This window comes from Olleya sp. YS, from assembly GCF_029760915.1.
GTDB lineage: Bacteria > Bacteroidota > Bacteroidia > Flavobacteriales > Flavobacteriaceae > Olleya.
Genome location: NZ_CP121685.1, coordinates 2,732,280 through 2,755,853, shown reverse-complemented (window position 1 = coordinate 2,755,853; position 23,574 = coordinate 2,732,280). Strand labels below are relative to the sequence as shown.

Sequence of the window (23,574 nt, the reverse complement as noted above, 5' to 3'; positions counted from 1 at the left end):
TATTTTAAGCTCTTTTTTTATTTTAAATTAATTAAAAAGTTAATAGTGTCTATTCCATCTGCATAATCATCAAGCTCTGGTTTTTGTGTCATTCCAAAAGCAATTTCTGAATCGCTAAAACCATTTGCCACTACACATTGTATTAAGTCTTGGTCTGTTTCAATTTTTTGTTTTAATGCTTCTTTAGACTGATAGTACTCGTAAAATACTGTAGCAATTGGTGAAGCGTAACTTTGATCTTCTTTAATCATTAAAAAGCCATTTTCTAGCATATCAAATTCACTCATTAAATACACCGCTTTGTTGTAATCGTAATTATTAGCGTATTTGTTTTCATGAATGATGTCATTCCATTTGTACATTGCTTTGAAAAAAGCATCAAAATTATAATCTTTTGGAACAAACAACTTACTAACGTTTCTGCATCCCAATCCATAATATCTAAAAATGTCTTCAGATAATAAATCTAACTCTGCTTTGGTTTCATTTCCTCTTAAAATGGCTACCGAATTTCTGTTTTTTCTAATTATTGAAGGTTTGTCTTTAAAATAATATTCAAAATATCGTGCAGTATTATTACTTCCTGTAGCAATAACTGCATCAAAATTGTCTAGTTTATCTTCAGTAATTTTTATTTTTCCCTTTATACTTGGGGCTATATATTCTAAATATTTAGCAATAAAAGGTAATAAATGCTTATCATTTGAGGATTGTTTAACAAGTACATTATGACCAGAAACTAATACACACAAAAAATCATGAAATCCAACTAAAGGAATATTCCCAGCCATTATAATAGCTACTGTTTTTGGTTTAACATGCTCTAATGTGTAAGGCTTGAGCCAATTGTGTAACTTATCTTCTGTTAACTGGTTGCTCCAACCTTCCAAAGCAAACATTATATTGTCTTGGGTAAACCAACCGTTATTTTCTTTTGCAATTTTAATTTGATGCTTAAAGCCATCAAAAAACAAGTCGTTGTGCAGAATGGTTTCATCTTTTTTTATGCCATGAGAGGAAAATTGACTTAAAAAACGACCTAATTGTATAAAAGCTTCTGTTATGTTCTCTTTGTTGCTCATTAATATTTGTATAACACCTTTTTTGGCTTTATTTTTGCACAGCAAAGTTAAGTAAACAAAAAGATTTAAAATACGCTATGGCAATTATTATAACAGACGAATGTATTAACTGTGGAGCTTGTGAGCCTGAATGTCCGAATACAGCAATTTATGAAGGAGCTGACGATTGGAGATACAAGGATGGAACAAGCCTAGAAGGAAAGTTAGTCTTGACTAACGGTAAAGAAGTTGATGCGGATGAAGCGCAAGAGCCAATAAGTGACGAAATTTACTACATTGTTCCTGATAAATGTACGGAGTGTGTTGGATTTCATGAAGAACCACAATGTGCTGCAGTATGTCCTGTAGATTGTTGTGTGCCAGATGAAGACTATGTAGAAAGTGAAGAAACATTATTAGGGAAACAAAAATTTATGCATCCTGATGGATAAATAATAAAAATCGCTAATTAAATTAAAATCTCAAGTTTATACTTGGGATTTTTTATTGTATTAATATGTACATTTGCAATCGCAAAAAATGATTAGAATTTCGATATATCGGAAATCAAAATAACACACATTTATGAAAGCAGGAATTGTAGGATTACCAAACGTAGGAAAATCAACCTTATTCAATTGTTTATCTAACGCTAAAGCACAAAGTGCAAACTTCCCATTTTGTACCATCGAGCCTAATATTGGTGTTGTTAATGTACCAGACCCAAGATTAGAAAAGTTAGAAAGCTTAGTTAATCCAGAGCGTGTAATACCAGCTACAGTAGAGATTGTTGATATTGCTGGATTAGTAAAAGGTGCCAGTAAAGGAGAAGGTTTAGGTAACCAGTTTTTGGCAAACATTAGAGAAACAGATGCTATACTTCACGTTTTACGTTGTTTTGATAATGATAATATTGTACACGTTGATGGTAATGTAGATCCTATAAGAGATAAAGAAACTATCGATATGGAATTGCAGCTTAAAGATCTTGAAACAGTCGAAAAAAAATTGGATAAAGTAAAAAGAGCTGCCAAAACTGGAGATAAAGAGGCACAGAAAGAAGAGGCTGTATTATTAAAAATAAAAGACGCTTTAGAAGCTGGATTATCTATTAGAGCATTAGAATTTTCTGAAGAAGATTATAAAGCTTACGTTAAACCACTACAATTTATCACAGACAAGCCTGTCATGTATGTATGTAATGTAGACGAAGGAAGTGCTGTAACTGGTAATGCATATGTGGATTTAGTTAAAGACAAAGTTAAAGACGAAAACGCTGAAGTATTAGTGTTAGCAGTAGGTACAGAAGCAGATATTAATGAATTAGACGATTACGAAGAGCGTCAAATGTTTTTACAAGATATTGGATTAGAAGAGCCTGGTTCTGCAAAACTAATTCGCTCTGCTTATAAATTATTAAATCAGCAAACCTATTTTACTGCTGGTGTCAAAGAAGTGCGTGCTTGGACAGTTAACATAGGCGCAACAGGTCCACAAGCTGCAGGAGTGATTCATACGGATTTTGAAAAAGGATTTATTAGAGCAGAGGTTATTAGTTACGACGACTATGTACAATACGGAAGCGAAGCCAAAGTAAAAGAAGCAGGAAAAATGCGTGTAGAAGGTAAAGGTTACATAGTTAAAGATGGAGATGTTATGCATTTCTTATTTAATGTGTAACTACTAAACTAAAATTTTACTAAAAAATAGATTTAAGCCAATGTTCTCAACAACATTGGCTTTTTATTGTTAATTACTTTATTAGCGCACAGTTTCATTTTTTAAAGCGTTATATTATATTAGCAACCTATCTCAAAATTGCACCTAAATTTTATGTCAGAACAAACAAAATATACCGAAGACAATATACGCTCGTTAGACTGGAAAGAACATATTAGAATGCGTCCAGGAATGTATATTGGTAAGCTTGGAGATGGATCGTCTCCAGACGACGGTATATATATTCTACTTAAAGAAGTACTAGACAACTCTATTGACGAGTATGTCATGGGAGCAGGTAAAACCATTGAGATATCCATACAAGGTAGCAAGGTGATTGTACGTGATTATGGACGTGGTATTCCGTTAGGAAAAGTTGTAGATGTCGTGTCCAAGATGAATACTGGTGGTAAGTACGACTCTAAAGCCTTCAAAAAGTCTGTAGGTCTAAATGGTGTAGGTACCAAAGCAGTAAATGCATTATCCTCTTATTTTAGAGTTGAATCGTCTAGAGATGGTAAAAGTGCTTCAGCAGATTTTGAGCAAGGTAACTTGGTCGATCAAGAATTTTTAGAAGAAACCAGTAGACGTAAAGGAACTAAAGTCTCTTTTGTTCCAGATGATGTCATATTTAAAAACTATAAGTACAGAAACGAGTATGTGGTTAAAATGCTTAAAAATTATGTGTACTTAAATCCAGGTTTAACCATAGTTTTTAACGGAGAAAAGTACTATAGCGAAAATGGTTTAAAAGATTTATTAGCAGAAAAGATTGCAGAATCCGATTTGCTCTATCCAATTATTCACCTTCGTGGTGATGATATTGAAGTCGCGATAACACACAGTAAAACACAGTATAGCGAAGAATATAACAGTTTTGTAAACGGTCAAAATACCACACAAGGTGGTACACACTTAAATGCGTTTAGAGAAGGTTTGGTTAAAACTATTCGTGACTTTTTTGGAAAGCAGTATGACGCATCAGATATACGTAAATCGGTTGTTAGTGCTATAGCTATTAAAGTAATGGAGCCTGTTTTTGAAAGTCAAACAAAGACCAAATTAGGATCTACAGACATGGGTGGCGACTTACCAACGGTACGTACTTATGTCACCGATTTTTTAAAAACACATTTAGATAATTACCTTCATAAAAATCCAGATACAGCAGAGAAAATTCAGCGTAAAATTTTACAAGCAGAACGTGAGCGTAAAGAATTATCTGGAATCCGTAAGCTGGCAAAGGACAGAGCAAAAAAAGCAAGTTTGCACAACAAAAAACTACGCGATTGTCGTATTCATTTTGGAGATACTAAAAACGAGCGTAATTTAGAAAGTACATTATTTATTACTGAGGGAGATTCGGCTTCCGGAAGTATTACCAAATCTAGAGATGTCAATACGCAAGCAGTTTTCAGTTTAAAAGGAAAACCGTTAAACTGTTATGGATTAACTAAAAAGATAGTGTATGAGAATGAGGAATTCAATTTACTACAAGCTGCATTAAACATAGAAGAATCTCTAGAGGACTTACGCTACAACAACGTAGTTATAGCAACAGATGCAGATGTCGATGGGATGCACATTCGGTTATTATTAATCACATTCTTTTTACAGTTTTTTCCTGAGGTAATAAAAGAAGGACATTTATATATACTGCAAACACCATTGTTTAGAGTGCGTAATAAAAAAGAAACCATTTATTGCTATTCTGAAGAAGAGCGCATCAATGCAATAGAAAAATTAAAACCAAAACCAGAAATCACACGATTTAAGGGTTTAGGTGAAATTAGTCCAGACGAGTTTGTACATTTTATAGGTGAAGATATTAGATTGGATCCAGTCATGTTAGACGATAATATGTCCATTGAAGAATTACTATCGTTTTACATGGGAAAAAACACACCAACCAGACAAGAGTTTATTATTGATAATCTAAAAGTAGAATTAGATTTAATTGAGGAGGAAAAATAAATGACAGAAGACAACGACGACCTAACTAACGACAATATAGAACACCAAGAACCACAAGAAACCATTACCAGAATTACTGGTATGTATAAAGAGTGGTTTTTAGATTACGCTTCTTATGTAATTTTAGAGCGTGCTGTACCAGCAATAGAAGATGGTTTTAAGCCTGTACAACGTCGTATCATGCATTCCATGAAAGATTTGGATGATGGACGGTACAATAAAGTAGCCAATATTGTAGGTCACACAATGCAATACCATCCGCATGGTGATGCCAGTATTGCAGACGCAATGGTACAAATTGGTCAGAAAGATTTACTGATTGATACCCAAGGAAACTGGGGAAATATCCTAACAGGAGATCGTGCAGCTGCATCACGTTATATTGAAGCTAGGATTTCAAAATTTGGATTAGATGTTGTTTATAATCCTAAAATTACAGAATGGCAAGCCTCTTATGATGGTAGACGCAAAGAGCCTGTCAATCTTCCTGTGATGTTTCCACTATTATTAGCACAAGGAGGAGAAGGAATTGCTGTAGGATTATCAACTAAAATATTACCACACAACTTTATAGAATTAATTGAGGCTTCTATTAAGCATCTTCAAGGGAAACGTTTTACGATTGTACCAGATTTTCCAACAGGAGGTGTTGCAGATTTTTCTAATTATAATGATGGATTACGCGGAGGAAAAGTACGTGTTCGTGCTAAAATTTCTCAGGTTGATAAAAATACATTAGCCATTACAGAAATTCCGTTTGGGACTACTACATCTTCGCTTATAGATTCAATTTTAAAAGCTAATGATAAAGGCAAAATAAAGATTAAAAAAATTGAAGATAATACTGCTGCTGAGGTAGAAATTCTAATTCATTTGCCTTCAGGTTTATCTCCAGATAAAACTATTGATGCCTTATTTGCTTTTACAAGTTGTGAAAGTTCTATTTCACCATTAGGCTGTGTCATTGAAGATAATAAACCCTTGTTTATTGGTGTCACAGAAATGTTACGTCGCTCTACAGACAATACGGTCCAGCTTTTAAAACAAGAGTTAGAAATTAAGCTAGGCGAGTTAGAAGAGCAGTGGCATTTTGCAAGTTTAGAACGTATTTTTATTGAAAACAGAATCTATCGCGATATCGAGGAAGAAGAAACTTGGGAAGGTGTCATTAATGCAATTGACAAAGGACTTCAACCACATATTAAACATTTAAAACGCGCTATTACTGTTGAAGATATTACACGTTTAACAGAAATTAGAATTAAGCGTATTTCTAAGTTTGATATCGATAAGGCACAACAAAAAATTGATGCTTTAGAAGACCAAATAGCAGAAGTAAAACATCATTTAGCAAATCTAATAGACTATGCCATAGCCTACTTTACTAGATTAAAAAAGGAGTATGGTAAAGGAAGAGAGCGTAAAACCGAAATTCGCACATTTGGAGACGTTGATGCAACCAAAGTAGTTATACGCAATACCAAATTATATGTTAATAGAGAAGAAGGATTTATTGGTACATCCTTGCGTCGTGACGAGTATGTATGCGATTGTAGTGATATAGATGATATTATTGCATTTACTGCAGACGGTAAAATGATGGTAACTAAAGTGGATAGCAAAACCTTTATTGGTAAAAATATTATTCATGTTGCTGTCTTTAAAAAGAAAGACAAGCGTACCATCTACAATATGATTTATCGTGATGGAACCAAAGGTGCATCATTTGTTAAGCGTTTTGCTGTAACCTCTATTACTAGAGATAAAGAATACGACTTGACCAATGGAAATAAAGGGTCTAAACTATGGTATTTCTCTGCAAATCCTAATGGTGAAGCAGAAGTTGTGACTATTAGTTTGCGTCAGGTTGGAAGCATTAAAAAATTAAAATGGGACTTAGATTTTGCAGATATCTTAATTAAAGGTCGAGCGTCCAAAGGTAATGTGGTTACTAAATACGCTATTAAATCTGTAGAATTAAAAGAAAAAGGTATTTCAACTTTAAAACCTCGAAAAATATGGTTTGATGATACGGTTCAGAGACTTAATGTTGATGGTAGAGGAGAATTGATTGGTGAATTTAGAGGTGAAGATAAGCTGTTGATAATCAATCAAAAAGGAGTTGCCAAAACAGTCACGCCAGAAGTGACTTTGCATTTTGATGATGATATGATTATTTTAGAAAAATGGGTGCCAAAAAAACCTATTTCTGCTATTTATTTTGATGGCGAAAAAGAAAAGTATTTTGTTAAGCGCTTTGTCGTTGAAAATGAAAATAAAGAAGAATCCTTTATTACAGATCATCCAAATTCGCAATTAGAAATTGTCTCTACAGACTGGAAGCCTGTTGCAGATATCGAATTTACTAAAGAAAGGGGAAAAGATAGACGTGACAATGAAACCATAAATTTAGAAGACTTTATCGCTATTAAAGGGATAACAGCTCTAGGTAATCAATTAACCAAGCATAAGGTAAATCAGATTAATCTTTTAGACCCAATTCCTTATGAAGCTCCAGAGGAAACTCCTGCAGAAGAGCTTGAGGTGGTAGATGAAGTCACAGTAACTAAGGATTCTGATAATCCAACAGAAGTTAAAAATGGTGATGAGTCATTACCGAAAAAAGATGAAGACGATTCAGATTTTGGATTAGACGATAAAGGTCAAGTTACCATGTTTTAACTAATAAAAGTCTCAATAAATTGAGACTTTTTTATTTCTTTTTAGCAACCTTCTGATTCAAAAACTCTACAAATAATGAGAATGCTATTGCAAAATATAAGTAACCTTTAGGAATAGCACCTACAGTCTTACCAAAGAACGTCGTGTGTGACAAGTGACCAGCTTCTGTAATAAGCATAAAACCTATCAAAATTAAAAACGATAATCCTAAGATTTGAATACTTGGATTGTTATCTATAAAGCGTCTAATTTTATTGGCAAAAACAATCATGATTATAATAGAGATTACTACAGCTATAATCATTAATACTAAATTGTAATTATGATTGTCTGATAGACCATTTGTCATTCCTACTGCTGTCAAAATAGAATCTATAGAAAATATAAAATCAATAATCAAAATTTGCACAATGGCTTGTTGTAGTGATTTAATAACTTTTCCTTTAACTTCATCTTCATCATGTTTTGGAGTTTCTACTTTTTCTCTAATCTCTGAAGTAGATTTATAAATTAAAAATAAGCCTCCAAAAAACAGTATTATAGCTTGCCAGCTTAATTCTAAGTGCATCCAATCTAGCTCGATGATGTGAAATGGTTTTGATAACCCAACTAAAAACGACACAAAAAACAGTAAAATTATACGTTGCACCATTGCAAGTATTAATCCTATATTAGTCACCTTTCCACGTTGTTCCTCTGGCAGCTTGTTAGCAGCTATAGAAATAAAAACAATATTATCAATTCCTAAAATTATTTCAAGAAATGTCAAAGTTAATAATGCAAAAATGGCATCACTTGAGGTGAAAAATTCTATCATAGTTTATTGTTTTTTCTTGTAAGCTATTCCTTTTTGCTTTAAATTTTCACCAACGTATGAGTACTCAAAAGTATAAGAGGAATCAGTTGTCTTCAATATTTTCAAGTGTACATCTTTACGCTCAGCCATATTTTTTGGGTTGATAGTTTTATAAACAACCTCACAGTCATTAATCCATCTTATGTGTGTACTATCTACTTTTCCATCATAAAACTCAACTTGCAAACTATCTGTTCTGGCAAAAGTTGAGGTGTATATCTTTTCGTCAATAATTACTTCACTGTAGAACAATCCAGTCTTAAAATCGCTACAATCTCGTTCTACGTTATAGCAACTGGATAATAATATGAGAAAAGATAGAAATAAAAAAGAGTGCTTCATCATTAAAGTGTATTTAATACAAAATTAATGAAATGTTATTTTAAATTTTTGAAAATGGTGACCTTTCTATAATTCTCGTATTTAAAATTTTACTGTAGTAAGTTACGAATTCTCAAAATTTGAAAAACTTCCATCAGTATAAAAAATAACAATACGATCAATTGTTTTACCATTTGCAGGATCTGAGATATTTTTTTTTAAGTCAGAACTACTAATATTAGAATTTTTATTCTTTTCAGAATCAGAAAACAGATTCTGAACGTCTTGTTTTAATTCTTGGTCTTCTGTTTTAGAATTTGATTCAGATTTTGGAAATGTACCTTTTCCATTCATTAGCCAATACAATTCTACTTCGGGAAAAGAGGAGAGGACTTTTAAAACAAATTCTAAACTGGGCTTGTTTCGTCCTGATAAAATATGAGAAATACTAGAACGCTGTACACCAATTTTTTCGGCAAAAGAAGACGCGCTTTCACCGTAATAATCAATGATTTTTTGAAGTCTTTTAGAAAAATCTGCGTTGTTTATCATAGTGGTACAAATGTAAACAATTAAGCCGTACTTATAATGTTACATTTGTAAAATATTGTGTTAAAAATTAATTATTATACAAATAATGAGAAGCTATTTATTAAATTAATAGTTTAAATAAATACTTTTAAAACACTGAAATACAAATTATTAAATATTAATTTTATAATTTATTACTTTTTACTAATTACGATTACAGTAATAATAGCCTAAATGGATTAGAATGTTTACAGAAGTAAATTACAAATGTAAATTATTAAGTTTACAATTGTAAATAATCAATTGGTTACATTTGTAAACCAGAATTGAGGCACCATGAATCATAAAACAATTAAATACTTATTTAATACCTATAAAGAAGACGCTCTTTTTGGTCGTTATATTAGATTAGAAGATATCAATCCTTTAATTAAAAATTTGCCATCAAAATTTAATATTGACTGTATTGGTCAATCTGTTTTAAATCAAGACATATATTCTATTACATTTGGATTAGGACACAAAAAAATATTAATGTGGTCTCAAATGCATGGAAATGAGTCTACAACCACTAAAGCTATTTTTGATGTATTAAAAACCTTTAAAAACAATCAATTTGAATCTATTTTAAAGGCTTGTACTATAAAAATTATTCCTATGCTTAATCCTGATGGTGCAGAAGTTTATACTAGATTAAATGCTAATTTGGTTGATTTAAATAGAGATGCTCAGGATTTAAGCCAGCCAGAAAGCAAGGTGCTACGATCTTATTTTGAAGAATTTAAACCAGATTTTTGCTTTAATTTGCATGGCCAACGTACTATGTACAGTGTTGGTAATACCAATCATACTGCAACTTTATCTTTTTTGTCTCCTGCAGAAGACAAGCAAAGACATATTACAGAAACTAGAAAAAAAGCTATGGAAGTTATAGTGCACATTAATAATGCGCTTCAAAATAGCTTACCTAATCAAACAGCACGTTATGACGATAGTTTTAATGCTAATTGTGTTGGTGATACATTTCAAGCTCTGCAAGTACCGACTGTTTTATTTGAAGCTGGACATTATAAAAATGACTACATAAGAGAGCAGGTTAGAGGGTTTGTGTTTGAAGCATTGCTGGAAGCTATACAGTACATAGCTAAAAATGACATTACAGGCGAAAAGTACCAAGATTATTTAAAAATACCTGAAAATGGTAAGCGATTTTACGATGTTATTATTAGAAATGGGCAATTTGGAGATAGATTTTTGGATGTGGGCATCAATTATCAAGAACAACTAATTGAAAAAAACGTAAAATTTATACCAGAAGTTATGATTATTGAAGATTTGTCTAAATTTTATGGGCATAAAGAGTTAAATGCCAATGGTAGTGAGATTTTTACTTCAAAAAATCAACCAATTCAAGTGGGTTACTCAAACGATTTCGTAACTGTAAATAATGTGAAATTATCATTAAATCTTTAGAAATATCGAATATTAATGCATAATATTCATTAAAAATGTTTTAATTTTGTCTATTATATAATAAAATAATAAAAATGGCAAAGTTTAAATTAGACGAAATTGATCACCAAATTCTGGATATGTTAATTGAGAACACACGTGTTCCGTTTACAGATATAGCAAAAAAATTATTAATTTCTGCTGGTACTGTTCACGTTAGAGTTAAGAAAATGGAAGATGCAGGCATTATTAAAGGGTCTTCTTTAACGTTAGATTATAAAAAACTAGGGTATTCTTTTATAGCCTATGTTGGTGTTTTTTTACAAAATACATCTAGAACAGCTTTTGTACTAGAACGTATCAATGAAATTCCTTACGTTACCGTAGCACATGTAACTACTGGAAAATTTAATGTGTTTTGTAAAATACGAGCTAGAAATACTGAGCATGCAAAGGATGTAATTTTTATGTTAGATGATATTGAAGGTGTGTATAGAACAGAAACTATGATATCTCTAGAAGAAAGTATTAATGATAAAAAACGCTTGATGCATAGCATTTTCAACGATTTATAGACAAATAAAAATTTAAATATTATGAAAACGCTTCAAATTTGAAGCGTTTTTTTTTGTTTCTTTAATTAAATTTTTTTTTTTAAATGACAGTTTCAGATTTACAGCCAAGCGAATTTTTACCGTATTTTAAAAGTTACATAGATCAAGCAAAAGGTATAGAGTTACTTCCAGGCTTAGACTCTGAATTTAATAAGGCTTACCAGTTTTTTAATTCTATTCCAGAGGATAAATTAGACTTTAGATATGCAGAGGGTAAGTGGAGCATAAAAGAAATTATTAATCATTTAATAGATACTGAGCGTATATTTTGTTATCGTGCATTACGCTTTGCAAGGCAAGATAAAACTGCTTTATCAGGCTTTAATGAAAACGATTTTGTAGATTTTAGTAATGCAAAAGATAGAACAATAGATAGTTTATTGGATGAATATAAAGCAGTAAGACAAGCAACCATAACTATGTTTAAAAGTTTTACTAACCAAAGTTTGATGTATAAAGGTATTGCTGGTGCAGGAGAAGTTTCTGTTAGGGCTTTAGGCTTTTTAATAATAGGTCATGAAAAACATCATATAGATGTTATCAAACAACGCTATTTGTAATTATTCTTCCTCATCCGATAAAATTAACTGCTCATTCAATGGTTTGTCGTTAAAATCAACAACGACGTGACCCTCACTATTGGTTTCTACTTCTACATTGGCATCAAAATTTGTCATAGTGTAATGTAGCTTACTACTAACTTTTACTAAATAAATAGTATCGTCAGTTTTAATTTCTACAGCTTCAATAGTCTCATTTTTATGGTTATCAAAAACAATAATATCATTGTCTCCATAACCATCTGGATACTTTTGGGTAAGTAAATTTAGTACCTCTGGTGTTAATTTTTTATAATCTACAATTACTCTTCTCATATCAATTTATTTAAATTAATATTTAGTTAGAATAGTCTTGTAACATAGCAATTACCTAAAATTACAATTTTTTTTAAAGCAAAAGTGTTATTCGTTATAAAATTTAAAAGAATTGATTATCAACGCATTGGAGGCAACACAATTTATCTTAGGTTTTCCAATAGATTCTATTAGTGCAAAATTAATGGTTCCTTTTTCATTTTTCTTATCAAATTTCATTAAGTCTATAATAGCTGCATAGTCTGTTTCAGGAATATTAGTTTGACCAAATACTTTAATTGTATTCGTTTTGATTTGCTGTAATGTATCAATTGATAAACCTAAAAGTTCAGCAGATAAATAACTTTCAAGTATCATTCCAATCGCTATGGCTTCACCATGTAATAAGGCTTTAGTGTCATGATTTAAATAGTAAGACTCTATTGCGTGACCAAGCGTGTGACCAAAATTTAAGGATTTTCTTAGATTTTGCTCTGTTGGATCTTGTTCTACAATTGCTTTTTTAATTTGTATAGAATCATAAATTAATTGATCTAAATCGTCTATAGTCAAATCAGATAATTCGGTTAATTTTTTGTAGTAGGACTCATCATAAATCAACCCATGTTTAAGCATTTCAGATAGTCCAGAGCGCATTTCTCTTGCAGACAATGTCGACAAGTAGTTGGTATCCACTAACACCATATTTGGAGTTTTAATAATTCCAATTTGATTTTTTATAGAACCTAAATCTACACCATTTTTACCACCAATAGACGCGTCCACCATAGATAATAATGTGGTAGGAATGTTTATAAATTGAATCCCTCTTTGGTAGGTACAAGCCACAAATCCGCCTAAATCCGTTACAACTCCACCGCCTAAATTAATCAATAATGTTTTGCGGTCTGCTCGTAACTCAGATAATGTTTCCCAAACACCCAAACAGGTGTCTATTGTCTTATGTTGCTCACCTGCTTCAATCTCAATGACTTCAATAGTTAATTCAGTTTCTAATTGACTTAACAATACTGGTAAACAGTGGGTTGACGTATTGGAATCCACCAAAATAAAAATATTAGAAATAGTATTATTTTTAATGTAATTATTTAAAGCAGAATAGCAATTTGGGTTAAAATGAATGATATAATCCTGAGTAGAAATTGAAGTCATGTTTTTAGTCATAATGAAATGTAAAAATAAGGAGTTTTTAAATAAATATGCGATTGAAGCTTTATATTTGTCATTATAATTTTGTGATCAAATGAGTCAAGAAAAAATTTTTGATAATACCGAAATTGCTTTCGCTTTAAAATCTAAAAAAGAACTTCAAAAAACACGTTTCCTCTTTAAAATGATGTCCAATCCATGGTTAGTAAAAATTGGATCTTGGTTAACTAGAACATCTTTAAATTTAGGATTACCTGTAAAAGGCCTAATTAAAAAAACCATATTTAATCAGTTTTGTGGCGGAGAAACAGAGCAAGAGTGTCTTCCTGTTATTCATAAACTTAATGCAGTGGGTGTATCCTCAATCATGGATTATTCTGTTGAAGGCAAGGAGAGTGAGGTCGATTTTGATGCTGCAGCCAAAAAGAAAATAGAGTTAGTAGCTTTTGCAAAAGCTAATAAAGAAATCCCTATTGTAGCTATGAAGCCTACAGCTTTAGGGCGTTTTGCTTTATGGCAAAAGGTATCTGAAAAGAAACCGCTAACCCAAACTGAAGAACAAGAATGGCAACGTATTGTTAATCGATTTGATAGTATATGTAAAGCAACCTATGATGCAGAATTACGTGTGCTTATTGATGCTGAAGAAAGTTGGATGCAAGATGCAGCAGATAATCTGGTTGAGCTCATGATGGAACGTTACAATACAAACCGTATGACGGTTTATAACACATTACAGTGTTATAGATGGGACCGATTAGATTATTTAAAAGGGATTCATCAACGCGCTAAGGATAAAGGATTTATGTGTGGAATGAAAATAGTAAGAGGTGCTTATATGGAAAAGGAAAGAGAACGAGCAGAAGAGAAAGGATACAAGTCTCCAATATGTACTACAAAAGAAGAAACCGATTATACATTTAACGAAGCCCTAAAATATATTTTAAATAACAAACAAGATTTTTCTGTGTTTGTAGGAACACATAACGAAGCTAGCTCGTATTTAGCTATGGACATTATGGGTGATAAAAATATAGATAGTAATGATAATACAGTTTGGTTTGGTCAGTTATATGGTATGAGTGATCATATTAGTTTTAACCTCTCACAACATGGTTATAATACTGCAAAATTAATTCCGTTTGGACCTGTTAAAGAGGTGATTCCATATCTAATCCGACGTGCAGAAGAAAACACAAGTGTAGCAGGACAAACAGGTAGAGAATTAACCCTATTAAATAAAGAAATGAAGCGCAGAAACGCTTAATTTAAAATTTGGATAGATTGTAAAGTGGCAATACTGTCACAATTTTCGACGTAAAAAGACAAATTTTGTTGGTCTTTTGTTGTTCCAGTAATATAGTAGACTCCACACGGTTCTTTTCTGGGTTCGCTTTTAGAAAAATTAACATCACCTTCTTTAAGTATATAGCTAATTGAAGCGGTATCAATAGCTTTAGATGCGATTAATGCTTCACTTTCTGCTGAAAATGTAAGCGTTTTGGTTCTAATACTTTTTAACACGCGTCCTTCTGGACCATAGTTATATTCACAAGAGACACCTCTTCCGTTTAAAAATAAGGCTAAAATGACAAGTCCTATAGCAAATCCACCTAAGTAATATCCAAATCTGTGTAATAATTTCATTTGTAAATTTTAGAACTGCAAATTTAGAATATTAGAAGATTAATATCACTATGTTTTAGGTCAAACCATTCACCAACTGCTCGACTAGTTAAAATTCCATGATAAAAGTAGAGTCCATTTTTTAACCCTTTATCAAACCTAATGGATTGTTCTAAACCACCATCATCTGCAATTTTAAGTAAATAAGGTGTGAATATATTACTAATAGAAGCGGAAGCAGTCCTAGAATAGCGTGCAGGAATGTTAGGTACACAATAATGGATCACACCGTGTTTATTATAAGTTGGTTTATTGTGTGAGGTGACATCACTAGTTTCAAAACATCCTCCCATATCTATACTAACATCTATAATCACTGCACCTTTTTTCATGCTTTCCACCATGGTTTTTGATACGATAATCGGAGCTCTATCTTTTCCTCTAACTGCACCAATAACTACATCACATCGTTTTAAGGCTTTACTCAAGTATTTGGGTTGAATAGTGGATGTGTATAACGTTCGACCTAAATTAGCTTGTAAACAGCGTAATTTAGTAATAGAATTATCAAATACTTTAACATTAGCACCTAAGCCTACAGCACTTCTAGCAGCAAATTCGCCAACAGTTCCAGCACCAAGTATAACAACCTCAACAGGAGGTACACCACTAATATTACCAAACATCAACCCATTACCATTGCTAGAATTGCTTAATAACTCTGAAGCAATTAACACAGAAGCAGTTCCTGCAATTTCGCTTAATGCGCGTACAGCTGGATACGCACCATCTTCATCACGAATAAACTCAAACGCTAACGCTGTGATGCGTTTAGACGCTAGAGTTTCAAAGTATTTTTTGGTTTGTGTTTTTATTTGAAGCGCAGAAATAAGTGTGGTCTGCGGATTTATTAATTGTAATTCGTCTAGAGTAGGAGGTTCTACTTTTAAAATCATAGGACAAGCGTAGACTTTTGCAGTGTCTTTGGTGACTTCTGCACCAGCTTCGCTATAATCTCTGTCACTAAAGTTAGCGCCTTTACCAGCTTCTGACTCTATTAATACTTTATGACCATTATTGACAATAGCCGAAACCGCATCTGGTGTTAAGCACACACGTTTTTCTTGAAACGCTGTCTCTTTTGGGATGCCTATAAAAAGCTCGCTTTTGTGTTTGTAAATCTCTAAAGTTTCTTCTTGAGGTAATAATTGTGCTTTAGAAAAAGGAGTCAGCGATTTGGCCATAATTAAGTTAGTTTTTTAAACAGAAACAAATTACAAAATAAAATGCAAAAATGTACTATTAAAAATACTGCTTAATTTTTCCCCAAAGTGTTTTTGGTTTGAATGTTAACTCGTCTTCAAGTTCTTGAGTTGACTTATCTATAGTATTTAATCTATTAAAAATTCTCGCTCTAACTAAGTAAATAGAGGGTACAACAATAATCATAATAGGAAGCAAATAGGTAATTAAATTTCGATCTGTGAAATATAAATCACTATTTAAGGTCTCTATTATTTGATAAACATACATTGCTATTGGTATTAAAAGAGAGTGATACCACCAATGTCTACTTGTAAAGAACCAAATTAAAAGCAAAAATAAAGGTATAACTTGTCCTGAAAGAGTCCAAACCATTATTAAGGCGCTTTCATAATATTTACTGTCATAAGTAAATAAAAAAGTGTTCCAGATTTTTCTATCTGGAACACTTTTGTATAAATTAAATAGAAAAGGAGTTAAAGCTATAAGAGTAGCAACTACACTACCTAAAACTATTTCCTTATTTTTTGAATCGACATCACTATTTTTAGTTTGTTCTTGGTGCTTTGACCTTTCTTTTGTCGACTTCAGTTGTTTGTTGTCCATTTAAATCAATCAGATTTGTTGCTTGTGCAGTGAATAGTACACCACCAAAAATTGCTAATGCAATTACATACTTTTTAGTTCTCATAATGTTAGGGATTTAATTAATTAATGATTCTAAAGTATAGAAAATCCCTATTCAAAGAGTGGCTAAATGTTAAAATTATGTTAAAAAACGTATTTTTTTAATTTTTTAATGTGGTAAAAACCGCATTTAGTCAAAAATACACTTTTTATTGGAAGAAAAAAGAGAATTTTTATTCAAAATTCTTTAAAATTAGTGTTCTGGATGTATTTTCTGACAGAGTTATTTCAACGATAGAATACGCATTTTGAAGTAATGGTTTTAAAATATTCGGCCATTCTACAAACGCATAATGGTCGCCATATATGTAAGTTTCTATGCCAAAATCATACAATTCGTCTTCCTCTTCAACGCGATATAAATCAAAATGATATATAGAATCATGGTCAGTTACATACTCATTAACCAAAGAAAACGTTGGACTACTTACAATATCTTTACTACCTAATAGTTTTACAAGAGTTTTTATCAATGTTGTTTTACCAACACCCATATCGCCTTCAAATAAAATAGTTTTAGAAGTTGCCTGTTCTAAGATAGATTTGGCAACTACTTCTACATCGTCTAGATTATAATTAATGGTCACTGCTTAACATTTTATGCAAAAATAAATTATTTAGGACTTAAAACAGCAAACGGAATAATCATTTCTTCTAAGGATACTCCACCATGTTGATAGGTATTTCTGTAGTAACTTACATAATGGTTGTAGTTATTAGGATAGGCAAAAAACAAATCGCTTTTAGCAAAAATAAACGAGCTATTCATATTGATAGAAGGTAAGTGTATAGTCTTAGGGTCTTTAGCTGCTAATACATCTTTAGCTTCATAACTTAGACTACGTCCTGTTTTATAACGTAAATTTAAACTGGTATCTCTATCACCAATAACTTTTGAAGGGTTCTTAACATTAATAGTTCCGTGGTCTGTAGTGATGATTAATTTAAAACCCATCTGTTGGGCTTGTTGTATCATTTCTAGTAATGGCGAATTTTTAAACCAACTTTGTGTTAAGCTTCTGTAGGCCTTGTCATTAGAGGCTAACTCTTTAACAACATCCATTTCTGTTTTAGAGTGCGACAACATATCTACAAAATTATAAACCACTACTGTTAAGTCATTGTCTTTTAGTCCTCTAAAATTATCTGCTAACTTTTTACCTTGCGACAGGTTAGTGATTTTATAATATTCATGTTTAAGATTTGTTAATCCCAAGCGTTTCATTTGCGCATCTAAAAAATCGGCTTCATGCAAATTTTTACCACCTTCATCAGTATCGTTTTTCCAATAATTTGGATGTAACTTTTCCATATCACTTGGCATTAAACCAGAGAAAATAGCATTTCTAGCGTATTGTGTGGCAGTAGGTAAAATGCTAAAAAATGCTTCTTCTTTTTGTTTTTTGTAGTGATTAATTACTGATGGTTCAAATGCTTTCCATTGGTCGTAGCGTAAATTATCTACAATAATTAATAACGTAGGTTGTTCTTTGCTTAATTCTGGAGCAATTTTTTCTCTAAATAAAGTATGAGATAACGTTGGCGCATCTGTATTGGGCTCAAACCAAGTTGGATATTCTTTATCAATAAATTTCCCAAATTGGATATTAGCTTCATTTTTCTGAGATTCTAAAATTTCAAACATACTTGGGTCTTCAATATCTTCTAATTGAATTTCCCAATAAATTAATTTTTTATACAAGTCAACCCACTCTTCATAGCTATTTATCATAGCCATGTCCATCGCAATTTTCCTAAATTCTTGTTGGTAATTAGACGTGGTTTTTTCTGACACTAATCTAGAGTGGTCTAAATTCTTTTTTAAACTGAGTAAAATCTGATTAGGATTAACAGGTTTTATTAAGTAGTCGGCAATTTTATTACCTATAGCTTCTTCCATGATATATTCCTCTTCACTTTTAGTAATCATCACTACAGGAAGCGTGTCTTGTTTTTCTTTAATTTCATTTAAAGTTTCCAAACCAGTCAAACCAGGCATGTTTTCGTCTAAAAAAACAATATCAAATTTCTTTTCATCTAAAACTTCTAAAGCTTCAGTTCCGCTATTACAAGTGGTAACCTGATAATTTTTTTTCTCTAAAAACAGGATATGTGGCTTCAGTAAATCTATTTCGTCGTCAACCCAAAGAATATTTATATTGTTCATGTATATTTGTATGTATTAATTAATAAAGGCTTTAGCTTGAAACCAAGTAACAAACTTAAAATCTTAAACGATCCAATTTACGGATTTATTACAATACCAAATTCTTCTATTTTTGATTTAATAGAGCATAAATACTTCCAGCGCTTAAGACGAATTTCTCAAATGGGATTGTCTTATTTGGTCTATCCAGGCGCACATCATACACGTTTTCATCATGCAATTGGTTGTATGCATTTAATGCAAAAAGCTATACAAGTCCTTCGTTTTAAAGGTGTTGAGATTTCTGATAAAGAAGAAGAAGCCTTGTGTGTTGCTATTTTATTACACGATATTGGTCATGGACCATTTAGCCATGCAATGGAACACAGTATAGTAAATGGTGTCTCTCATGAAGAAATTTCGTTGCTTTTTATGCAACAATTAAATACAGAATTTAACGACGATTTAACACTTGCTATCCAAATATTTAAAGGAGAGTATCATAGAAAATTTATGTTACAGCTTATTTCTAGTCAAATAGATATGGATCGTGCAGATTATTTAAAACGTGATAGTTTTTATACAGGTGTTGCAGAAGGAAACATTAATAGCGAGCGTTTAATAACGATGCTTAATGTTACAAATGATGAGCTAGTTATTGAAGATAAAGGTATTTATAGTGTCGAAAAATTTTTAGTCGCTAGACGGTTAATGTATTGGCAAGTCTATTTGCATAAAACTAGTTTGGTGGCAGAGCAATTACTAATTCGTGTATTGCAACGTGCCAAGGAATTGACTAAAAAAGGCGTTGTTTTAAACGCAAGTCCACCGTTATCATTCTTTTTAAATAACGAAATTGCATTAAAGAATTTTAATGACGATTGTCTTGAAACCTTTTCAAAATTAGACGATTACGATATTGTTTCTGCTATGAAAAGCTGGCAGTATAATGAGGATTTTGTATTGAGTAATTTATGCGAAATGATTATTAATAGAAACCTTTTAAAGATTAAAATTAAAAAGAAACCTTTAAAAAAAGAGAGTTTAAAAAGTCATATTGAAGCCTTGCAAATCAAGTACAATATAAGCGAAGCAGAAGCAAGCTATTTTGTGTTTACAGGTCAAATTAGTAATCAAGCGTATTCTCAGAAAAAGCAAAATATAAAAATCTTATATAAAAACGGAAAAGTAGAAGATATTGTTAAGGCTTCAGACCAGTTAAATCTTAAAGCGTTGTCAAAACCTGTGACTAAATATTATATATGTTATCCAAAAGACCAACTTTAGCACATTTTTTCTATTTTTGTTGACAATGAAATTTACAGCAGAACAAATAGCTGGTATTTTAGATGGTGTCGTAGAAGGCAATCCTCAAGCAGAGGTCTCTAAACTATCCAAAATTGAAGAAGGTGTTAAAGGTGCATTAACCTTTTTGGCAAATCCAAAATACACACCATATATATATACAACAAAAGCAACTATTGCAATTGTTGATAAAGATTTTGTGCCAGAACAAAGCGTAAATTGTACTTTAATTAGGGTTGAAGATGCTTATAAATCGTTTTCAAAATTATTAGAATATTACAATCAAGTTAAATTAAATAAATTTGGAATCGAGCAACCTAGTTCAATTTCCCAATCTGCAAAAATTGGTAAAGATATTTATGTAGGTGCGTTTACTGTTATTGGAGATAATGTGACTATTGGTGACAATGTCAAGATTTTTGCTAATAGTTATATTGGTGATAATGTAGTTATTGGTGATAATACAGTTTTGTATTCAGGCGCAAAAATTTATTCAGACTGTAATATTGGTAAACATTGTGTAATCAATTCTGGGGCAATTATTGGTGCAGATGGTTTTGGTTTTGCACCAAATGAAAATGGAGAATACAGTAAAGTTCCACAAATTGGAAATGTTATTATAGAAGATTTTGTAGATATTGGTGCAGCAACAACCATTGATTGTGCAACGTTGGGTTCTACAATTATAAGACAAGGTGTGAAGTTGGATAATCAAATACAAATTGCACATAATGTTGAAATAGGTAAAAACACTGTTATTGCTGCTCAAACAGGTATAGCAGGATCAACTAAAATTGGTGAAAACTGCCAAATTGGAGGGCAAGTTGGTATTGTTGGACATATAACTATTGGTAATAATGTAAAGATCCAAGCACAGTCTGGAATAGGTCGTAATGTAAAAGATAACGAAGTTTTACAAGGTTCACCTGCATTGTCATATGCAGATTATAATAAGTCTTATGTATACTTTAAAAATCTTCCAAGACTAGTTAAAACTATAAATGAATTAGAAAAAAAAGGCAATGGGAATAATTAGTACTGACATAAAGCAAAAAACAATCCAAAAGGAAGTATCCCTAAAAGGCGTTGGCTTACACACAGGAAAAGAGGTGACCTTAACCTTTAAACCTGCTCCTGAAAATGCTGGATATGCGTTTAAAAGAATAGATTTAGAAGGCAGTCCTGTTATTGAAGCAGATGCCAATTACGTAACTAATACACAGCGTGGAACATGTTTAGAGAAAAATGGCGTTACTATTCAAACTTGTGAGCACGTTTTAGCTGCACTAGTAGGTTTAGATATTGATAATGCAATAATAGAATTGAACGATACAGAACCACCAATAATGGATGGTTCTGCTAAGTTTTTTGTAGAAGCTTTAGAAGAAGCAGGAATTGAAACACAAGAGGCTTGTAGAGAAGAGTATGAGGTTACAGATGTAATATCTTATACAGACGAAGAGTCTGGTAGTGAAATATTGGTGATGCCAGCCAAAGAATACCAAGTAACAACTATGGTTGATTTTGGAACTAAAGTTTTAGGGACTCAAAATGCGACCTTAAATCATATTTCAGATTTTAAAACTAATATTTCAGATTCAAGGACATTTAGTTTTTTACATGAATTGGAATCGCTATTAGAAAATGGATTAATTAAAGGTGGCGATTTAAATAATGCAATAGTTTATGTAGATAAAGAGTTATCTCCATCGACCATGGAAAAGTTAAAAGTCGCTTTTAAAAAAGACTCTATTGCTGTAAAACCAAATGGCATATTAGATAATTTAACACTGCATTATCCCAACGAAGCTGCAAGACATAAATTATTAGATGTTATTGGTGATTTGGCTTTAATTGGAACTAGAATTAGAGGAAAAGTTATTGCTAACAAACCTGGACATTATATAAACACACAGTTTGCCAAAAAAATGTCCAAATTAATTAAAAATGAAAGACGTAATAACGTTCCAAAAATTGATTTGAACCAACCTCCAGTCATGGATGTAAATCAAATCATGGATATGCTACCTCATAGGCAACCATTTTTATTATTAGATAAAGTTTTTGAATTATCAGACAATCATGTGATTGGTCAAAAAAACGTGACCATGAATGAGGAGTTTTTTAAAGGACACTTCCCAGGAGCACCAGTTATGCCAGGAGTTTTAATCGTAGAAGCGATGGCGCAAACAGGTGGTATTTTAGTATTAAGTACAGTGCCAGATCCAGAAAATTACTTAACCTTTTTTATGAAAATGGATAATGTTAAGTTTAAACAAAAAGTTGTTCCTGGTGATACGTTGATATTTAAATGTTCTTTAATTACACCCATAAGACGTGGTATTTGCCATATGCAAGGTTACGCTTATACAAATGGAAAACTTTGTGCTGAAGCAGAACTAATGGCGCAAATCACTAAAGTAAAATAATATAAAATGAAGTGAGCAATCACCTAAACTTAAAGTAATTTTTGAGTTTAAATTGTAAACACATTTTTTAATATTTAATTAAATAAAAAAACAAAAATGAACCAACCTCTAGCATACGTACATCCAGGCGCAAAAATCGCCAAGAATGTTGTTATTGAACCATTTACAACTATATACAACAATGTTACAATAGGTGAAGGCACATGGATTGGTAGTAATGTCACAATTATGGAAGGTGCACGAATTGGAAAAAATTGTAATATTTTTCCAGGATCGGTAATTTCTGCGGTACCACAGGATTTAAAATATGACGATGAAGATACATTAACCATAATTGGAGATAATGTAACCATCAGAGAATGTGTGACCATCAATAGAGGGACAACAGACAGAATGAAAACAGTAGTTGGCAATAATTGCTTAATTATGGCATATTGTCATATTGCTCACGATTGTATCGTTGGAAACAACTGTATTTTTTCAAATAATAGTACACTTGCAGGACATATTACTATAGGTGATTATGTGATTTTAGCTGGTATGACTGCAGTGCATCAATTTTGCTCGGTTGGTAATCATGCGTTTGTAACAGGAGGTTCGTTAGTACGTAAAGATGTCCCACCATTTGTTAAAGCTGGTCGAGAACCATTATCTTACGTTGGTATCAATTCTGTAGGACTAAGACGTAGAGGATTCACCACAGAAAAAATAAGAGAAATTCAAGATATTTTTAGAATTCTGTACCAAAAAAATTACAATAATTCTCAAGCAGCTGCTATTATTGAAGCAGAAATGGAAGCAACAACAGAACGCGATGAAATTCTTCAATTTATAAAAAATTCGCATCGTGGAATTATGAAAGGATATTTCAAATCAAATTAAAA

24 protein-coding genes are annotated in these 23,574 nt (G+C 31.9%); 12 read left to right on the top strand and 12 right to left on the bottom strand.

Annotation, left to right across the window (positions count from 1 at the left end):
- Positions 1-17: 17 nt before the first annotated feature.
- Positions 18-1,082: an acyl-CoA reductase gene (locus tag Ollyesu_RS12560; protein ID WP_279301570.1), complete on the bottom strand. Its 1,065-nt coding sequence runs from the start codon at positions 1,080-1,082 to the stop codon at positions 18-20.
- A 77-nt stretch (positions 1,083-1,159) separates the two neighbouring features.
- On the opposite strand from Ollyesu_RS12560, the gene Ollyesu_RS12555 reads away from it, so the two are divergent.
- The 4 genes from Ollyesu_RS12555 (at position 1,160) to Ollyesu_RS12540 (ending at position 7,436) form a co-directional block, all read left to right on the top strand.
- Positions 1,160-1,513 (top strand): 4Fe-4S dicluster domain-containing protein, encoded by a 354-nt coding sequence (locus Ollyesu_RS12555; protein ID WP_279301569.1) that lies wholly within the window; start codon positions 1,160-1,162, stop codon positions 1,511-1,513.
- A gap of 133 nt (positions 1,514-1,646) precedes the next feature.
- Positions 1,647-2,741 carry a redox-regulated ATPase YchF gene (gene ychF, locus Ollyesu_RS12550; RefSeq protein ID WP_279301568.1) on the top strand — a complete coding sequence of 365 codons (1,095 nt, stop codon included), beginning with the start codon at positions 1,647-1,649 and terminating at the stop codon, positions 2,739-2,741.
- A 153-nt stretch (positions 2,742-2,894) separates the two neighbouring features.
- Positions 2,895-4,754: a DNA topoisomerase IV subunit B gene (locus tag Ollyesu_RS12545; protein WP_279301567.1), complete on the top strand. Its 1,860-nt coding sequence runs from the start codon at positions 2,895-2,897 to the stop codon at positions 4,752-4,754.
- Entirely contained in the window at positions 4,755-7,436 is a 2,682-nt protein-coding gene (locus Ollyesu_RS12540; RefSeq protein ID WP_279301566.1) for a DNA gyrase/topoisomerase IV subunit A, read from the top strand.
- Between the two features lie 31 nt (positions 7,437-7,467).
- On the opposite strand, the gene Ollyesu_RS12535 is transcribed toward Ollyesu_RS12540, so the two are convergent.
- The 3 genes from Ollyesu_RS12535 to Ollyesu_RS12525 form a co-directional block, all read right to left on the bottom strand.
- Positions 7,468-8,253, bottom strand: coding sequence for a TerC family protein (locus Ollyesu_RS12535; RefSeq protein WP_279301565.1), 786 nt, complete (start codon positions 8,251-8,253; stop codon positions 7,468-7,470).
- Positions 8,254-8,256: 3 nt separating this feature from the next.
- Positions 8,257-8,634: a DNA topoisomerase IV gene (locus tag Ollyesu_RS12530; protein ID WP_279301564.1), complete on the bottom strand. Its 378-nt coding sequence runs from the start codon at positions 8,632-8,634 to the stop codon at positions 8,257-8,259.
- A gap of 102 nt (positions 8,635-8,736) precedes the next feature.
- The gene (locus tag Ollyesu_RS12525; RefSeq protein WP_279301563.1) at positions 8,737-9,165 is read right to left on the bottom strand and encodes a helix-turn-helix transcriptional regulator; all 429 of its coding nucleotides are present in this window, start codon (positions 9,163-9,165) and stop codon (positions 8,737-8,739) included.
- Between the two features lie 315 nt (positions 9,166-9,480).
- On the opposite strand from Ollyesu_RS12525, the gene Ollyesu_RS12520 reads away from it, so the two are divergent.
- The 3 genes from Ollyesu_RS12520 (at position 9,481) to Ollyesu_RS12510 (ending at position 11,770) form a co-directional block, all read left to right on the top strand.
- Positions 9,481-10,617 (top strand): M14 family zinc carboxypeptidase, encoded by a 1,137-nt coding sequence (locus Ollyesu_RS12520; protein ID WP_279301562.1) that lies wholly within the window; start codon positions 9,481-9,483, stop codon positions 10,615-10,617.
- A 74-nt stretch (positions 10,618-10,691) separates the two neighbouring features.
- On the top strand, positions 10,692-11,171 hold the full coding sequence (locus Ollyesu_RS12515) for a winged helix-turn-helix transcriptional regulator (RefSeq protein WP_279301561.1): 480 nt from the start codon (positions 10,692-10,694) through the stop codon (positions 11,169-11,171).
- An 83-nt stretch (positions 11,172-11,254) separates the two neighbouring features.
- Complete coding sequence (locus Ollyesu_RS12510; RefSeq protein ID WP_279301560.1) at positions 11,255-11,770, top strand: DinB family protein; 516 nt, start codon at positions 11,255-11,257, stop codon at positions 11,768-11,770.
- Here Ollyesu_RS12510 and Ollyesu_RS12505 read toward each other — a convergent pair whose 3' ends face one another.
- The gene (locus tag Ollyesu_RS12505) at positions 11,771-12,085 is read right to left on the bottom strand and encodes a hypothetical protein (RefSeq protein WP_279301559.1); all 315 of its coding nucleotides are present in this window, start codon (positions 12,083-12,085) and stop codon (positions 11,771-11,773) included.
- Between the two features lie 87 nt (positions 12,086-12,172).
- Positions 12,173-13,237, bottom strand: coding sequence for a 3-dehydroquinate synthase (gene aroB / locus Ollyesu_RS12500; RefSeq protein WP_279301558.1), 1,065 nt, complete (start codon positions 13,235-13,237; stop codon positions 12,173-12,175).
- A 91-nt stretch (positions 13,238-13,328) separates the two neighbouring features.
- Here aroB and Ollyesu_RS12495 point away from each other — a divergent pair, with 91 nt between their 5' ends.
- Positions 13,329-14,501: a proline dehydrogenase family protein gene (locus Ollyesu_RS12495; protein WP_279301557.1), complete on the top strand. Its 1,173-nt coding sequence runs from the start codon at positions 13,329-13,331 to the stop codon at positions 14,499-14,501.
- On the opposite strand, the gene Ollyesu_RS12490 is transcribed toward Ollyesu_RS12495, so the two are convergent.
- The 6 genes from Ollyesu_RS12490 to Ollyesu_RS12465 form a co-directional block, all read right to left on the bottom strand.
- Complete coding sequence (locus Ollyesu_RS12490; protein ID WP_279301556.1) at positions 14,498-14,881, bottom strand: hypothetical protein; 384 nt, start codon at positions 14,879-14,881, stop codon at positions 14,498-14,500. The genes Ollyesu_RS12495 and Ollyesu_RS12490 overlap by 4 nt on opposite strands.
- Before the next feature lie 23 nt (positions 14,882-14,904).
- Positions 14,905-16,104, bottom strand: coding sequence for an alanine dehydrogenase (locus Ollyesu_RS12485; RefSeq protein WP_279301555.1), 1,200 nt, complete (start codon positions 16,102-16,104; stop codon positions 14,905-14,907).
- 58 nt (positions 16,105-16,162) lie between these two features.
- A complete protein-coding gene (locus Ollyesu_RS12480) occupies positions 16,163-16,729 on the bottom strand; it encodes a hypothetical protein (RefSeq protein WP_279301554.1) in 567 nt (188 codons plus the stop codon).
- Positions 16,671-16,814, bottom strand: a complete 144-nt coding sequence (locus Ollyesu_RS12475) for a hypothetical protein (RefSeq protein ID WP_279301553.1) — start codon at positions 16,812-16,814, stop codon at positions 16,671-16,673. The genes Ollyesu_RS12480 and Ollyesu_RS12475 overlap by 59 nt, the downstream gene beginning before the upstream one ends.
- Before the next feature lie 169 nt (positions 16,815-16,983).
- Positions 16,984-17,397 carry a tRNA (adenosine(37)-N6)-threonylcarbamoyltransferase complex ATPase subunit type 1 TsaE gene (gene tsaE, locus Ollyesu_RS12470; protein WP_279301552.1) on the bottom strand — a complete coding sequence of 138 codons (414 nt, stop codon included), beginning with the start codon at positions 17,395-17,397 and terminating at the stop codon, positions 16,984-16,986.
- A 26-nt stretch (positions 17,398-17,423) separates the two neighbouring features.
- Complete coding sequence (locus Ollyesu_RS12465) at positions 17,424-18,977, bottom strand: bifunctional response regulator/alkaline phosphatase family protein (RefSeq protein WP_279301551.1); 1,554 nt, start codon at positions 18,975-18,977, stop codon at positions 17,424-17,426.
- A gap of 36 nt (positions 18,978-19,013) precedes the next feature.
- Here Ollyesu_RS12465 and Ollyesu_RS12460 point away from each other — a divergent pair, with 36 nt between their 5' ends.
- The 4 genes from Ollyesu_RS12460 (at position 19,014) to lpxA (ending at position 23,572) form a co-directional block, all read left to right on the top strand.
- On the top strand, positions 19,014-20,243 hold the full coding sequence (locus Ollyesu_RS12460) for an HD domain-containing protein (RefSeq protein WP_279301550.1): 1,230 nt from the start codon (positions 19,014-19,016) through the stop codon (positions 20,241-20,243).
- A 25-nt stretch (positions 20,244-20,268) separates the two neighbouring features.
- Positions 20,269-21,297 carry a UDP-3-O-(3-hydroxymyristoyl)glucosamine N-acyltransferase gene (gene lpxD, locus Ollyesu_RS12455; RefSeq protein WP_279301549.1) on the top strand — a complete coding sequence of 343 codons (1,029 nt, stop codon included), beginning with the start codon at positions 20,269-20,271 and terminating at the stop codon, positions 21,295-21,297.
- Positions 21,284-22,690 (top strand): bifunctional UDP-3-O-[3-hydroxymyristoyl] N-acetylglucosamine deacetylase/3-hydroxyacyl-ACP dehydratase, encoded by a 1,407-nt coding sequence (locus tag Ollyesu_RS12450; protein ID WP_279301548.1) that lies wholly within the window; start codon positions 21,284-21,286, stop codon positions 22,688-22,690. Before lpxD ends, Ollyesu_RS12450 begins: the two co-directional genes overlap by 14 nt.
- Before the next feature lie 96 nt (positions 22,691-22,786).
- Positions 22,787-23,572 carry an acyl-ACP--UDP-N-acetylglucosamine O-acyltransferase gene (lpxA, locus tag Ollyesu_RS12445; protein WP_111660743.1) on the top strand — a complete coding sequence of 262 codons (786 nt, stop codon included), beginning with the start codon at positions 22,787-22,789 and terminating at the stop codon, positions 23,570-23,572.
- The last annotated feature ends 2 nt before the right edge of the window (positions 23,573-23,574 follow it).

What these genes read in the sequence shown, in the direction of transcription:
- lpxA (WP_111660743.1), top strand. Translation starts at nt 22,787, where the DNA reads ATGAACCAACCTCTAGCATACGTACATCCAGGCGCAAAAATCGCCAAG.
- Ollyesu_RS12530 (WP_279301564.1), bottom strand. Translation starts at nt 8,634, where the DNA reads ATGAAGCACTCTTTTTTATTTCTATCTTTTCTCATATTATTATCCAGT.
- ychF (WP_279301568.1), top strand. Translation starts at nt 1,647, where the DNA reads ATGAAAGCAGGAATTGTAGGATTACCAAACGTAGGAAAATCAACCTTA.
- Ollyesu_RS12485 (WP_279301555.1), bottom strand. Translation starts at nt 16,104, where the DNA reads ATGGCCAAATCGCTGACTCCTTTTTCTAAAGCACAATTATTACCTCAA.
- Ollyesu_RS12540 (WP_279301566.1), top strand. Translation starts at nt 4,755, where the DNA reads ATGACAGAAGACAACGACGACCTAACTAACGACAATATAGAACACCAA.
- Ollyesu_RS12450 (WP_279301548.1), top strand. Translation starts at nt 21,284, where the DNA reads ATGGGAATAATTAGTACTGACATAAAGCAAAAAACAATCCAAAAGGAA.
- Ollyesu_RS12505 (WP_279301559.1), bottom strand. Translation starts at nt 12,085, where the DNA reads ATGAGAAGAGTAATTGTAGATTATAAAAAATTAACACCAGAGGTACTA.
- Ollyesu_RS12515 (WP_279301561.1), top strand. Translation starts at nt 10,692, where the DNA reads ATGGCAAAGTTTAAATTAGACGAAATTGATCACCAAATTCTGGATATG.
- Ollyesu_RS12560 (WP_279301570.1), bottom strand. Translation starts at nt 1,082, where the DNA reads ATGAGCAACAAAGAGAACATAACAGAAGCTTTTATACAATTAGGTCGT.
- Ollyesu_RS12480 (WP_279301554.1), bottom strand. Translation starts at nt 16,729, where the DNA reads ATGGACAACAAACAACTGAAGTCGACAAAAGAAAGGTCAAAGCACCAA.
- Ollyesu_RS12465 (WP_279301551.1), bottom strand. Translation starts at nt 18,977, where the DNA reads ATGAACAATATAAATATTCTTTGGGTTGACGACGAAATAGATTTACTG.
- Ollyesu_RS12545 (WP_279301567.1), top strand. Translation starts at nt 2,895, where the DNA reads ATGTCAGAACAAACAAAATATACCGAAGACAATATACGCTCGTTAGAC.
- Ollyesu_RS12555 (WP_279301569.1), top strand. Translation starts at nt 1,160, where the DNA reads ATGGCAATTATTATAACAGACGAATGTATTAACTGTGGAGCTTGTGAG.
- aroB (WP_279301558.1), bottom strand. Translation starts at nt 13,237, where the DNA reads ATGACTTCAATTTCTACTCAGGATTATATCATTCATTTTAACCCAAAT.
- Ollyesu_RS12475 (WP_279301553.1), bottom strand. Translation starts at nt 16,814, where the DNA reads ATGAGAACTAAAAAGTATGTAATTGCATTAGCAATTTTTGGTGGTGTA.
- lpxD (WP_279301549.1), top strand. Translation starts at nt 20,269, where the DNA reads ATGAAATTTACAGCAGAACAAATAGCTGGTATTTTAGATGGTGTCGTA.
- Ollyesu_RS12490 (WP_279301556.1), bottom strand. Translation starts at nt 14,881, where the DNA reads ATGAAATTATTACACAGATTTGGATATTACTTAGGTGGATTTGCTATA.
- Ollyesu_RS12535 (WP_279301565.1), bottom strand. Translation starts at nt 8,253, where the DNA reads ATGATAGAATTTTTCACCTCAAGTGATGCCATTTTTGCATTATTAACT.
- Ollyesu_RS12510 (WP_279301560.1), top strand. Translation starts at nt 11,255, where the DNA reads ATGACAGTTTCAGATTTACAGCCAAGCGAATTTTTACCGTATTTTAAA.
- Ollyesu_RS12495 (WP_279301557.1), top strand. Translation starts at nt 13,329, where the DNA reads ATGAGTCAAGAAAAAATTTTTGATAATACCGAAATTGCTTTCGCTTTA.
- Ollyesu_RS12525 (WP_279301563.1), bottom strand. Translation starts at nt 9,165, where the DNA reads ATGATAAACAACGCAGATTTTTCTAAAAGACTTCAAAAAATCATTGAT.
- Ollyesu_RS12520 (WP_279301562.1), top strand. Translation starts at nt 9,481, where the DNA reads ATGAATCATAAAACAATTAAATACTTATTTAATACCTATAAAGAAGAC.